The sequence below is a fragment of the Cryobacterium sp. Y62 genome (assembly GCF_002929785.1).
GTDB lineage: Bacteria > Actinomycetota > Actinomycetes > Actinomycetales > Microbacteriaceae > Cryobacterium.
This window is the reverse complement of the sequence record NZ_PJJK01000118.1, coordinates 41,555-54,268: the sequence shown is the minus strand read 5'-3', so window position 1 is coordinate 54,268 and position 12,714 is coordinate 41,555. Positions and strand designations below refer to the sequence as shown.

General features: G+C 64.4%; 12 protein-coding genes and 1 pseudogene. 8 read left to right on the top strand and 5 right to left on the bottom strand.

Going from position 1 to position 12,714, the window contains the following annotated elements; genetic code table 11:
- Positions 1 to 9 precede the first annotated feature (9 nt).
- The gene (locus CXY71_RS16865; protein ID WP_199184348.1) at positions 10 to 978 is read right to left on the bottom strand and encodes a PstS family phosphate ABC transporter substrate-binding protein; all 969 of its coding nucleotides are present in this window, start codon (positions 976 to 978) and stop codon (positions 10 to 12) included.
- Positions 979 to 1,531: 553 nt separating this feature from the next.
- Positions 1,532 to 1,876 (bottom strand): annotated as a pseudogene (locus CXY71_RS16860) (SulP family inorganic anion transporter); the annotation flags it as partial.
- 249 nt (positions 1,877 to 2,125) lie between these two features.
- On the opposite strand from CXY71_RS16860, the gene CXY71_RS16855 reads away from it, so the two are divergent.
- Positions 2,126 to 2,488 carry a MerR family transcriptional regulator gene (locus tag CXY71_RS16855; RefSeq protein WP_104138054.1) on the top strand — a complete coding sequence of 121 codons (363 nt, stop codon included), beginning with the start codon at positions 2,126 to 2,128 and terminating at the stop codon, positions 2,486 to 2,488.
- Positions 2,489 to 2,491: 3 nt separating this feature from the next.
- Here the strand turns inward: CXY71_RS16855 and arsM are convergent, their stop codons facing one another.
- Positions 2,492 to 3,247: an arsenite methyltransferase gene (gene arsM / locus CXY71_RS16850; RefSeq protein ID WP_104138051.1), complete on the bottom strand. Its 756-nt coding sequence runs from the start codon at positions 3,245 to 3,247 to the stop codon at positions 2,492 to 2,494.
- Between the two features lie 90 nt (positions 3,248 to 3,337).
- Between arsM and arsD the strand changes: the two genes are divergently transcribed.
- Positions 3,338 to 3,712 carry an arsenite efflux transporter metallochaperone ArsD gene (gene arsD / locus CXY71_RS16845; protein WP_104138048.1) on the top strand — a complete coding sequence of 125 codons (375 nt, stop codon included), beginning with the start codon at positions 3,338 to 3,340 and terminating at the stop codon, positions 3,710 to 3,712.
- A gap of 4 nt (positions 3,713 to 3,716) precedes the next feature.
- Positions 3,717 to 5,483, top strand: a complete 1,767-nt coding sequence (gene arsA / locus CXY71_RS16840) for an arsenical pump-driving ATPase (protein WP_104138044.1) — start codon at positions 3,717 to 3,719, stop codon at positions 5,481 to 5,483.
- 102 nt (positions 5,484 to 5,585) lie between these two features.
- On the opposite strand, the gene CXY71_RS16835 is transcribed toward arsA, so the two are convergent.
- Positions 5,586 to 5,855 (bottom strand): hypothetical protein, encoded by a 270-nt coding sequence (locus tag CXY71_RS16835; protein ID WP_104138041.1) that lies wholly within the window; start codon positions 5,853 to 5,855, stop codon positions 5,586 to 5,588.
- A 65-nt stretch (positions 5,856 to 5,920) separates the two neighbouring features.
- Here CXY71_RS16835 and CXY71_RS16830 point away from each other — a divergent pair, with 65 nt between their 5' ends.
- From CXY71_RS16830 to CXY71_RS16810, 5 genes are all read left to right on the top strand, one after another.
- Positions 5,921 to 6,907, top strand: a complete 987-nt coding sequence (locus CXY71_RS16830) for a Gfo/Idh/MocA family protein (RefSeq protein WP_104138039.1) — start codon at positions 5,921 to 5,923, stop codon at positions 6,905 to 6,907.
- A 45-nt stretch (positions 6,908 to 6,952) separates the two neighbouring features.
- Positions 6,953 to 8,416 carry a D-alanyl-D-alanine carboxypeptidase/D-alanyl-D-alanine-endopeptidase gene (locus CXY71_RS16825; protein ID WP_233198344.1) on the top strand — a complete coding sequence of 488 codons (1,464 nt, stop codon included), beginning with the start codon at positions 6,953 to 6,955 and terminating at the stop codon, positions 8,414 to 8,416.
- Between the two features lie 18 nt (positions 8,417 to 8,434).
- Entirely contained in the window at positions 8,435 to 9,025 is a 591-nt protein-coding gene (locus tag CXY71_RS16820) for an isochorismatase family protein (protein ID WP_104138033.1), read from the top strand.
- Positions 9,022 to 9,753 (top strand): alpha/beta fold hydrolase, encoded by a 732-nt coding sequence (locus CXY71_RS16815; RefSeq protein ID WP_104138030.1) that lies wholly within the window; start codon positions 9,022 to 9,024, stop codon positions 9,751 to 9,753. Before CXY71_RS16820 ends, CXY71_RS16815 begins: the two co-directional genes overlap by 4 nt.
- A 151-nt stretch (positions 9,754 to 9,904) precedes the next feature.
- Positions 9,905 to 11,398: a benzaldehyde dehydrogenase gene (locus tag CXY71_RS16810; RefSeq protein ID WP_104138025.1), complete on the top strand. Its 1,494-nt coding sequence runs from the start codon at positions 9,905 to 9,907 to the stop codon at positions 11,396 to 11,398.
- A gap of 199 nt (positions 11,399 to 11,597) precedes the next feature.
- Here CXY71_RS16810 and hpaD read toward each other — a convergent pair whose 3' ends face one another.
- On the bottom strand, positions 11,598 to 12,686 hold the full coding sequence (gene hpaD, locus CXY71_RS16805; protein WP_104138022.1) for a 3,4-dihydroxyphenylacetate 2,3-dioxygenase: 1,089 nt from the start codon (positions 12,684 to 12,686) through the stop codon (positions 11,598 to 11,600).
- Between the last annotated feature and the right edge of the window lie 28 nt (positions 12,687 to 12,714).

Here is a 12,714-nt window from a genome sequence, read left to right as displayed (position 1 = left end):
CGGGTGTGACTAGCCGACGAGGGTGGCGAGTTCCGTTGTTGCGGTGCTCTTCTGGTCAGCGGTGAGAGGGATGTATAGCGCGGCCTCGGCGACGGCATCTGAGTTCTCGAGGTAGAAGTCGACGAACGAGCGCAGTTGCGCCTTGTCGGCGTAATTCGCGTCGTTGACGTACAGGAACAGCCCACGCCCGAGCGGCTGATACGAGCTGTCTTGCACGGTCTCCTTCGTCGGATAGATGCAGCCTTGGCCGCCGTCAATCTCGAGTGCCGTGATTGCGTCTGGGTTCTCTTCGACATAGCTCAAGCCGAAGAAGCCCATGGCACCCTTGTCGCCGTGCACGCCCTGGATTGTGATGTTGTCATCCTCGGAGGGGCTGTAGTCGGCGCGGATGGCACCTTCTTCGCCATTGATGGCATCGGTGAAGTAGTCGAAGGTGCCTGAGTCAGTACCGGCGCCGAAGAGCACGAGCGGCTCGTCGGGGAACGAGGCGTCAACCTGGTTCCAGTTGGTGACCGTTCCTTCGGATTCCGGAGCCCAGATGGTGTTCAGTTGCTCAACGGTGAGGCAGGAAGCCCAGTCGTTCTCGGGATTCACTACGACGGAGAGACCGTCATTGGCGATGACGATCTCGGTGTATTTGATGCCATTGGCCTCGCAATCCGCGGCTTCGTCGTCCTTGATCGGGCGTGAAGCGTCGGAGATGTCGGTTTCGCCGGCACAGAATGCCTTGAAACCGCCACCGGTGCCGGACGTCGCGACGGTGACGTTGACGCCGGCCTCGACGTCGCGGTACATGTCGGCTGCTGCCTCGCTGAGCGGGGCGACAGTAGATGAGCCGTCGATGGTGACCGAACCGGACAGTCCGTCGGCCGGGTCGGAGCTCGTGTTGGTGGCCTGGCCGCCACAGGCGGTTAAGAGTAGTGCTGCTGCAAGGACGCTCGCGCTGATGCTGGCGGTCTTGAATGAAAGCAGGGACACTTTCGTGGTCCTTTCCTTATCGGCTTGGTACGCCGAACGTGAACTGTGAATGTCAGCCGACGGCCGACTTGACTCATAGAAGTCTGTCTATATGAACACAGGGTAAACAATAGTCGACTTGACCATGTCCATAGATGAATATCTATGGGTTTAGCCTTGGCCTGCCGGATTGGCGGGAGGAATTGCGCTTAGCCTGAACATATTGACCACCTGGGAGAAGGTGTGCGCGCGTTGTTGCGCGTGCCTGGGTGCAGAAAAACCGTCACTTCAAGTCTGAGGAGCCCCGCCGGGGGCCTGTGATGTCTGACTCTGAAATTCCTGCCTCGAGTGACTGGGCCTTCTGCCGACTTGCGCGCGCCGCTTACTGTGTGGGCGGGCGCTAGTGGCCGCCGCCGAGGTTTCCGGCCAGGCGGCTGTGCAGTTCGGTGCTGGCCTCGTTGAGGCCCTCGATGACGACGTACTTGTCGTGCCGCTCATATTTGTAGGTGATCGCGTCGAGAGTGGCAACGGTGGAGGCGTCCCAGATGTGCGAAGCCGACAGGTCGATGACGATGACACCGACGATGACACCGACGATGACACCGACGACGACGCTGATGGCGAGGTTGTGGGTGAGGACGATGACGAGGGCAATGGCGCCGGTGGCGGCGGTGATCATGGCGGGGCGGCCACCGACGAAGGCGATGGTGACGGCCATCACGAACGAGGAGAACAGGCCGACGCGCGGGTCGACGCCGGCGATGATCGAGAAGGCGATCGCCTCGGGGATGAGCGCCATGGCCACCACGAGGCCGGCGAGAACTTCGCGGGTGAGCAGGCGGGGCGTGCGCAGTGCGGTCAGAACCGAAGGCTCCGCACGGTAGCGGTTCGCGGTGATGGGCTTGGAAACGATGGCCATGAGGCCTCCAGAAGCTGGGCCGGGGGTGCGGCCGAAGTGGATACAGAAGAGTTTGGGTGGGCGCCGCGGTGCGCACCTCCACCGGTCATCGAGCACGAGGCCATCAAGGACAATAGTGGGAGAGTGGGCTCACAGATGAATGTCAGCCGACTTCTGCAACACTACCTTAACGTAAGGGTTGGTTGTGACTGCAGGGAAAGAGGTCTTCCGGTGATATCAGGCGCGCCAACGACCGGGTCAGTGGTTACGATGCATATTGGCGAGCTCGCCGAGAAGACCGGGCTGTCGCTACGTACGATCCGGCACTACGACGAGGTCGGCCTGCTGAAGGCGTCCGCTCGCACCGATGGTGGTTTTCGGCTCTACTCGCCCGACGACTTCTCCCGGCTGATGCTGATTCGCCGTATGAAACCGCTCGGTTTTACGCTCGACGAGATGATAGCGCTGCTGAAGGTGATCGACACGATGCAAGGCAGTCTGACCGGTTCGCACGATGCTGAGGTGCGCGCCGAGCTCAACACCTTCATCGCCCAGGCGGTGGAGCATCGGCAAAAACTGCAGGACCAGCTGGGAATGGCCGACGAGTTTCTAAAGCCGCTGCGCACCCAATAGTGGCTACACGGTGGGTTTGACCGCCTTCACAATGGCCCCGTGCATTTCGGGGGCGACCTCGTGGGTGTACTGCACGCTCGGGTCAGCGAAGCCGGCTTTGTGCAGGGCGTCGAGGTACTCCTGGTGCGACAGTGCTCCGGCGATGCAGCCGGTGTAGCTGCCGCGACGGATGCGGTCTTGTTGGCTCAGGTGGTTTTCGGCGACGACGTCGGAGATGCCGAGGCGTCCGCCAGGCTTTAATACTCGGAACATTTCGGCGATGACGGCGTTTTTGTCAGCCGACAGGTTGATGACGCAGTTCGAGATGATGACGTCGATGGTGTCATCAGCCAAGGGGATGGTCTCGATCTGACCCTTGATGAACTCCACGTTGGTGGCCTTGGCTTTGGCGGCGTTGGCGCGGGCGAGCGCGAGCATCTCATCGGTCATGTCGAGCCCGTAGGCAAAGCCGGTCGGGCCGACGCGACGCGCGGAGAGCAGTACGTCGATGCCGCCGCCGGAGCCGAGGTCGAGCACGGTCTCACCGTTGCGGAGGTCGGCGACCGCGGTTGGATTGCCGCAACCCAGGCTGGCCAAAAAGGCTTCCTCGGGAATCTTTGAACTTTCGCCATCGGTATACAGGGTTGATCCAAAAACGTCGCCGTTGCCCAGGTCAGTGGGCACGCAGCACGACGCGGTGGTAGATACATCCGTCAGTTGCAGTGCGGCTGCGGCGTAGCGCTCCCGCACTCGCTCGGTGATCTTGGACTTGTCGTTCATAAGTTGTTCCTTCCCGCTAGGTGGCGGCACCAGCCTACTGCTACATTGATACTTATCGATATAGCTGCTGACGTTACTAGGGAGATCGACATGACTGCCATCCGAATCTACGAACCCGCATTGTGCTGCGACACCGGGGTCTGTGGTGTCGACGTCGATCAGTCTCTGTTCGAGGTGACCGCCACCGTGCGCAGCCTGCAGAACCTCGGCGCCGACATTCAGCGCCATAACCTGGCGACCGATCCCCTCGCCTTCGCCACGGATGAGACCGTGCGCGCCTTCATGCACCTCGTCGGATCCACCGGCCTGCCGCTCACCGTCGTCGACGGCGTCACCGTGGCGACCGGCGCCTACCCATCGAAATCTCAGCTGCTCGCCTTCGCCGGTCTGGCTGATCGCCCCCAGCTCGGTCTGACCGAGAAATCTGCAAGCGGATGCTGCGGCGGCGCCACCGGCTGCTGCTGACACCATGAAATTTTTGGAAAACCCGCCACGGTTTCTCTTTTTCACCGGTAAAGGCGGTGTAGGAAAGACATCCGTTGCGGGTGCTTCCGCGATCGAGCTGGCCGAACGGGGTCGCCGGGTGCTGCTTGTGAGCACCGACCCTGCCTCCAATATCGGGCAGGTGTTCGGGCTCGCGATCGGCAACACAGTCACTCGTATTGGCGCAATTACCGGCCTGAGCGCGCTCGAAATCGATCCGGAGCAGGCAGCGGATGCCTACCGCGAACGCATTATCGCCCCGGTTCGGGGGCTCCTGCCGGAACGTGAGATCGCGAGCATCGCCGAGGGCCTGTCCGGATCGTGCACGACCGAGGTCGCCTCGTTCGACGAGTTCACGAACCTGCTCACCGATGAGAGCCTGCTCGCCACCTACGACCATATCGTGTTCGACACGGCGCCGACCGGCCACACCATCCGGCTGCTGCAGCTGCCCGGTTCCTGGACCGAGTTTCTCGACGCGGGCAAGGGCGATCCGTCCTGCCTCGGGCCGCTTTCCGGGCTTGAGAAGCACAAGGCGGTGTACGCCGCCGCGGTCGCTGCCCTGGCCGACCCTGAGCGAACGCGACTGGTGCTCGTGGCTCGCGCGCAGGCATCCGCTTTGACGGAGATCGAGCGTACGCAGGGTGAGCTGGCGCAGATTGGAATTCGCGGCGGCTACGTCGTTATTAATGGAGTACTGCCGGTGGGCGCGGGCGTCGAGCCGATTGCCGTCGCAGTGCGCAACCGCGAATCAGCGGCGCTGAACGGTATTCCGGCGGCCCTGACAGCCCTGCCGCGGGACATTCTGGAGCTCAAGGCCGGCAACATGATGGGCGTCGACGCGCTGCGCACCCTGTTTCGTGGCGGCGGCGGCGACAGCGACGGCCCCGCGCAATCGCACACTGTGGTCGACGTTCCGGACGCCCCGCTGGGCCAGTTCGTCGACGAGCTGGAGCAGACCGGGCACGGCCTGATTCTCTGCATGGGCAAGGGCGGCGTCGGCAAGACCACGATCGCCTCGGCTCTGGCCGTGGCTCTCGCCGAGCGCGGCCACGCCGTGCACCTCACGACGACGGACCCGGCAGCTCACCTGGTCGAGACCCTGCACGGGAGCCTGCCGAGGCTGCGCGTCTCGCGCATCGACCCGGCCGAGGCGATTCGCGAGTATCGCGATCATGTAATGGCCACCAAGGGCAAGAATCTCGACGATGATGGTCGGGCGGCCCTGGCCGAAGACCTACTCTCGCCGTGCACCGACGAGGTGGCGGTGTTTCGGCAGTTCTCCCAGGCCGTGCACGAATCACGGCACGAATTTGTCGTCGTCGACACCGCTCCGACCGGTCACACCCTGTTATTGCTGGATGCCACCGGGGCGTACCATCGCGAAATCGCGCGCCAAATGGGGGAGAACATGGCATTCGTGACACCGCTGATGCGCTTGCAGGATTCAGCCCTGACCAAGGTGTTACTGGTCACGCTCGCCGAGACGACGCCCGTGCTTGAGGCCGAGGGGCTGCAGCAAGACCTTCAGCGCGCCGGAATTCAGCCGTGGGGTTGGGTCGTCAACAATTCCATCGCCGCAGCGCACCCCGAGACGCCATTTCTGCAAGCGCGCGCGGCCAGCGAAGCTGCCCAGATCGACAAGGTGTTCGCCCGCGCCGACCGGGTCGCGATCGTGCCGCTGCTGGCCGACGAACCGATCGGGGTCGATCGGCTTGCGGCGCTCACCGCGCTGGCACCGTCGACGGTCTGAGCGATCTGGTTCGCTGGAATCCGCTGGTAGCGCTACGGTTTGCTGCGCGGACTTGAGCCGCGCGGTCGTTAGCGTGGCCGTTTGCTGTATGGGCGAGCGAGGTCAGCGGGCCATGCCGGGGTGCACCTTGACGAAGGTGATGTTCTTGGTCGTCTGCACGGTTTTCGCGGGCGCGCGGGAGAAGCCCTTGGCCCCTTCGAGACGGTTCTGCCCGCGAAACTCAGCCAGAGCGTCGTCGAAGATGGCATTGAGCTGAGCGCCGGTGAATTCCTCCGCTGCCCCCTCGGTAAAGCTGATGCTGATAAGCGAGTTGTCGGGAAAGTGCCGGTTCATGCGGATGAAACCATCGGCATCCTGCTGCAGGGTGATCATTGGTCTAGTTTGACCTATATTTTGTGCCGTCGGTGCGTGTTGGTGGCCCTAGATAAACTACAGGCATGACGGAATCGATTCGCTGGGGAATCCTGGCCACCGGTGGCATCGCCCACGCGTTCACGAACGATCTGGTGCAGAACGGCCACACCGTGCAGGCCGTCGGGTCGCGCAATCAGGCCTCAGCGCAGGTCTTTGCGGCCGAGTTTGGTATTGGCGCGGCGCACGCCAGCTACGAAGCTCTGGTGAACGATGCTGAGGTCGATGTCATCTACGTGTCGACGCCGCATCCGTTTCATGCCGAGCACGCCGCCCTCGCGTTGAACGCCGGCAAGCACGTGCTGGTCGAGAAGTCGTTCACGCTAAATGCGCGCGAGGCCCGGCAGGTGGTCGACCTGGCCGCGAGCAAAAATCTGCTCGTCATGGAGGCCATGTGGACCAGGTTCTTGCCGCACATGGTGCGCATTCGCGAGATTCTCGCCGCCGGCACGCTCGGCGAAGTGCGCAGCCTGCTCGCCGACCACACCCAGGACCTACCCGACGACCCGGCGCACCGTCTGAACTCGCTCGAACTCGGCGGCGGCGCGCTGCTCGATCTCGGGGTGTATCCGGTGAACTTTGCGCACGCCGTGTTCGGGCCGCCCGACTCGATTCTGGCGAGTGCGTCCTTCAAAGCCACCGGAGCGGATGCCCAGGTCGCGACGATCTTTCGCTACGCCGGCGGCCAGATCGCCACAACATTTTCGGCGAGCGCCACCCTCGGGCCAACCTCGGCCTCGATCATCGGCACGCACGGGCGCATCGACATCGCTGGCGTGTGGTACGCGCCGACCAGTTTTCGCGTGCTCGATAACGTGGGAACGGTGCTCGAGGCCTTCGCCCCGGCCGAGTTCACCGGTCGCGGCATGCAATTCGAAGCGGTCGAGGTTGAGGCGCTGATTCGAGCCGGCAGAATTTCGAGCGACGTCATGCCGGCCGAGGAATCGGTCGCTGTGATGACCACGCTCGATGCGGTTCGGGCCCAGATCGGGCTGCGCTACCCGGGCGAATAGCCTGCATGGAGGCGGGTCGGTTACCATACGGAGGTGGAAGAACCAGTGCAGACACCCGCATCCACTGCGGTTGACGCCCCGCGTGGCGGGATCGCTGCTGCCTTCGCCGAGCGCCGCCGCGCCTGGCTGATCGCCGCCGGTACCCTCGTCTTCGTGCTGCTCGGCAGTGGAGCGGTGTTCGCTGGAACGCAGACCGGCGGGAATGAGCCGATGGCGGCATCCGGTGTCGAAACACCCACAGTGACGCCGAGTCCCACGCCGACCGTCGACCCGGCGCGGCCGGTGCCCACCGAGGCGATAGCGGCCAGCCGGCTGCGCACCTGCTCGGTGTCCGGGCTCGCCGCCGACACACGACTCGCCGATTTTCAGGCGCAGGTGATCAACGCCAACACCGGCGAGGTGCTGTTCGACCGGGGCGGCACGACCTCCTCGCGCACGGCGAGCGTCATGAAAGTGCTCACCTCGGCTGCCGCCCTCAACGTTCTCGGCAGTGACTACCGGGCCACGACCCGCGTCGTCAAGGGCTCCGAACCCGGCCAGGTCGTGCTCGTTGGCGGGGGAGACCTCACCCTGTCGCGGCTGCCGACCGGCCAGGAACCGTTCTACACCGGCGCCGCCCACCTCGACGACCTCGCCACCCAGACCAAGGTTTCCTGGGCTGCCGACCCGGCCAACTTGCCGATCACCTCACTCGTGCTCGATTCCTCCTATTTCTCGGGCCCGGACTGGGACGAAGGCTGGGCCCGAACCGAACTTGGCCTCGGCTACATGCCCGAAATTACCGCGCTGATGGTCGACGGTGACCGGAACGACCCCACCCGCAGCACATCCGCCCGCAGCGAAGACCCGATTGCCCGCGCCGGCCAAGCCTTCGCTGACGCTCTCGGCGGTGGCCTTGAGATCAGCCAGGCCACCGCCCCGTCCGGTGCAGCCCAACTGGGCGCAGTGCAGTCCGCGCCGGTGTCGACCCTGATACAACAGTCCCTGATCGTGAGCGACAATACCCTTGCCGAGATGCTCGCCCGCCTCGTGGCTATCGAAAACGGTTCCGGCAACTCCTTCTCAGCACTGCAGCAGGGTATCGTCGGCGGTCTCGCTGACTACGGTATCGACACGAGCGGCATGATCATCAAGGACGGCTCGGGCCTCAGCCCACACAACGCCGTATCGCCGGCCTACCTGACCGCCCTGTTCATCAAGGTCAACGCCCGCGAGGGCAACCTCGGCGTACTGTTCGATGGCCTGCCGATCGCCGGTGGACCGCGCGGATCGCTCTCTTACGCTGACCGTTTCGCCGGTGCGAATTCCGCCGCCGACGGTGCAGTCTTTGCCAAGACCGGCTGGATCGATACCGGATACACGCTCTCCGGCATCATTCACGCCGCCGACGGTACCCCGCTCACCTTCGCCATTTACGCGATTGGCAACGTGAGTTCGAACGCGAAAATCGCCATCGACACACTGACCACCGGCTTCTTCCACTGCGGCGATAATCTGTCGAACAACTGATCAATCGAAGGAGACATCGTGACCCGCGCCCTGTTCATCATTGACGTTCAGAATGACTTTACCGAGGGTGGTGCGCTGGGCGTTGACGGCGGGGCGGCCGTCGCTGCGGGCGTGAGCGCGCTGCTGGCGCAGCATCCGCTTACGTATAAATACGTCTTCGCGTCGCGCGACTGGCACGATATCGGCAATGACAATGGTGGCCACTTCGCCCGTGATGCCGCACCTGATTACGTCACGACCTGGCCGGTGCACTGCGTGGCCGGCACTGCGGGCGCCGAATATCACCAGGCTCTCACAACGGATGCCGTGACATTTCACATTCGTAAGGGCCAGGGCAAGCCGGCGTACTCCATCTTCGAGGGCACCACCGAGGCCGGGCAGACTGTGGGGTCGCTGCTGACCGAGCACGGGGTGACCGAGATCGACGTAGTCGGCCTCGCCACCGACTACTGTGTGCGAGCTTCCAGCCTCGACGCGCTCGAGCACGGCCAGCACGTGCGGGTACTGACCGATCTGGTCGCCGGGGTCGCCGCGGAATCGACCGCGACCGCCCTCGCTGAGATGGCGCACGCCGGTGCGGTGTTCGCCGCTGGCGACGTGGTCGAATGACCCGGTTCGCTCGTCGTCTCGACGGGGTACGCATTGCCTTCGAGGCCACGCAGGGGGAGCGACCGGCGCTGCTCGTGCATGGATTTGCGTCGACCGCCGCCGTAACCTGGGCCGAATCTGGCTGGGTGCAAGCGCTCGCCGAGGTCGGGCGCGGAGCGATCACGCCCGACCTGCGCGGCCACGGCCAGAGTGACAAGCCGCATCGCGCCGCCGACTATGCTCCGCGTCAGCTGGCCGCCGACCTCGTGGCCGTGCTCGACACCCTCGAACTGGAGCGGGTCGACGTGATCGGCTACTCCTTGGGATCGCGGGTCGTGGCCGCCATGGCCAGGCTGGCGCCCGAACGGGTGCGGCGGCTCGTGCTGGGCGGGGCCGGCCCGCTCGAGCTGTTCGACACCTGGGATCTTGACGAGGTCAACCGGTTTGTTGTTTCGGGCGCGCTGCCCACGGATCCGACTATTGCCGGGGTGCTCCGCCCGGCACTAGTCGCCGGTGCCGACCGGGAGGCGCTGTTGGCGTGCGTGCAGGGGGTCGCGGGCTGCACGCTCGATGTGCCCGTGGGCATCCCGCAGCTGTTTGTGGCCGGTGGGGCCGACTCGATTCCTGCCGGGGTGGCTGCTCTGGCGGCCGAACGCGGCGCGCAGTACCTCGAACTGCCGGGTCGCACCCACCTGAACGCGCTGAGTGCGCGTGAGTTCAAGCAGGCCGCACTGGAGTTTCTGGCCTGAGCATTTGAACGCTCAGACCCGCGTCTTCAGCGCTACGCGCACCAGTGTTCGCGCGAATCCCGATGTCAAATCAGGGGGTAGGGTCGAGAGCACGAGATCGGCCCGCGCTGCAACACGGCCTCGATACTACGCACGCTCTCAAGGAGGAGACATGACCCTGGTGGACAGCACCGTGACAGTAGACAGCACACTGATTCTGGACGATGCGCTGTGGAGGGACAGAATCTTCGTCAACGGATGGGTGGCCGGTGGCGGCGGAAGCCGCCCGGTCGTCGCCCCCGGTTCGGGCGAGGCGCTGGGGTCGGTGGGGGTGGCATCCGTCGGGGACGTGCTGCGGGCATCCGCAGCCGCAGCTATCGCGCAGAAAGACTGGGCGGCCCGCCCACCCGAAGAACGTGCCGCCGTGTTGCGCCGAGCCGGCGACCTGTGGGAGAGGCACGCCGAAGAGATTCAGGGCTGGATCATTCGAGAATCAGGGGCGATTCTGGCCAAAGCCCAGCTTGAAACCCACGCCGCCGCCGCGGAATGTTTTGAGGCAGCGGGCCTGCCAAATCATCCGTTGGGCGACGTGCTGGCCACGAACGAAAAGCACTGGAGTTTCGCGCGGCGTCACGCCGCCGGCGTCGTCAGCGTCATCGCACCCTTCAACTTTCCCTTGATCCTGTCGATTCGATCGGTCGCGCCGGCCATCGCACTCGGCAACGCCGTGCTGCTCAAGCCCGACCCCCGCACGGCAGTGTGCGGCGGTGTCGCCCTGATGCGCATTTTTCAGGAGGCCGGTCTGCCCGACGGGGTACTTCAGTTGGTGCAGGGCTCCGCTGACGTCGGCGAGGCAGTGGTGTCGGCCCCCGAGGTGCGCATCGTCTCCTTCACCGGATCTACCGCGGCCGGCCGCAAAGTCGGCGAACTCGGTGCTCGCCACCTTAAGCGCACCCACCTCGAGCTCGGTGGCAACAATGCCCTCATCGTGCTGCCCGGCGCTGACCTGGCGCTCGCCGCGTCAGCCGGAGCGTTCGGGTCTTTTCTGCATCAGGGGCAGGTCTGCATGACGACCGGGCGTCACATCGTGCACGAATCGCTGCACGACGAGTACATCGCCCTGTTGTCGGAGAAAGCCTCGCACCTCCCCGTCGGCGACCCGGCGAGCGGCCAGGTTGCGCTCGGCCCGATCATCGATGCGGGGCAGGTGGAACGCATCCAATCGATCGTCGATGACACGGTCGCCGCTGGCGCCACCCTCTCGGCCGGCGGCACGCACGACGGCTTGTTCTACCGGCCGACAGTGCTGTCGAATGTGACGACTGAAATGCGTGCCTGGACCGATGAGATCTTTGGGCCGGTTGCACCGGTCGTGACGTTCTCAACGATTGAGGAGGCCATTGCTTTGGCCTCCAGCACGGAATATGGGCTCTCGCTCGGCATTCTCGGCGATGTCGGTCTGGCCATGCAACTGGCCGATGCCATTCCCAGCGGCATCGTGCACATCAACGAGCAGACCGTTGCCGACGAGGCCAGTGCCCCGTTCGGCGGAGTGGGGTCTTCGGGCACGGGTTCTCGCTTCGGCGGTGCCCAGGCCAACATTGAAGCGTTCACCGAGACTCAGTGGCTCACGGTACGCGCTGAGATTGCACCGTACCCGTTCTAGGGCAACAGTCAGAATGGGCCCTCGTCCTCGACGGGGCCCATTCTGGTGTCGGGGGCTAAATCAGGTAAAGAAAACGGATAGGTGCATCCGGTCCACGGAAATATGCGGCGGTATCGTCCCGGCCATGATGCCTATCCTGAATTCGCCACAGTGCTGATCTGGGGACATCTGGGCGGACCGGGCCAGGGCCCGGTCCGATTTAGAGGGTGGTGCCGAGCTTGAAGCCGGTCAGCTCGTCGTCTTGGCGGGTGTACGAGAAGCCGTCGGCTCCGACGGTCACGGCCATTTCGCTCGATTCGGTGCGCTCGATCACGGGCTGCGGGTTGCCGTCGAGGTCGAGCACGAGCGAGGCATCCGTGTACCAGCTGGGCACGACGGGGTTGCCCCACCAGTCGCGGCGCTGGTTGTCGTGCACGTCCCAGGTCACGACCGGGTTGTCAGGGTCGCCGGTGTAGTAGTCCTGCGTGTAGATCTCGACGCGGTGGCCGTCTGGATCGCGTAGGTAAAGGTAGAACGCGTTCGAGACGCCGTGGCGGCCCGGGCCGCGCTCGATCAGGTCGCTTTTGCGCAGCGCGCCGAGCTTGTCGCAGATGTAGATGATGTTGTGCTTCTCGTGGGTCGAGAATGCGATGTGGTGCATGCGCGGTCCGTTTCCACCAGTGAGGGCGGTGTCGTGCACGGTGTCCTTGCGCCGCATCCAGGCTGCGTAGGTAACGCCGTCGGAGTCCTGTATGTCTTCGGTGACCCGAAAACCCAGGTCCTCGAGGTATTTGCGGCCCCGGCCCACATCGGGGGTGACCTGATTGAAGTGGTCGAGGCGCACGAGCGCGCCCGGCCCTTGCAGATCGTAACGCCAGGCGAGGCGCTCAACGTGGGTGGTGGAGTAGAAAAACTCGTAGGGAAAGCCGAGCGGGTCTTCGACGCGCACGCTGTCGCCGATGCCCGTGACGAAGCCCTCGGTGCGACGTTCGGTGCGGCAGCCAAGCTGCTGGTACCAGGCCTCGGCCAGGTCGACGTCTTCGGGGCTGCGCACCCGAAAGGCCATCGCGGCAACAGCGGCCACCGGCCCCTGGCGCAGTACGAGGTTGTGGTGGATGAACTCCTCGAAGCTGCGCAGGTAGATCTCGGTGTCGTTCTCCTCAGTGACGACGAGGCCGAGAACGTCGACGTAGAACTCACGCGACTTGGCCAGGTCGGTCACGACGATGTCCATGTAGGCGCAGCGGAGAATGTCGGGCGGGGCGGTGGTGGTGGTGGTGGAGGCGGGGGTGGGGATCGGTTTGGTCATGGGGTTCTCCTCGTTGAGTTAAACGGAT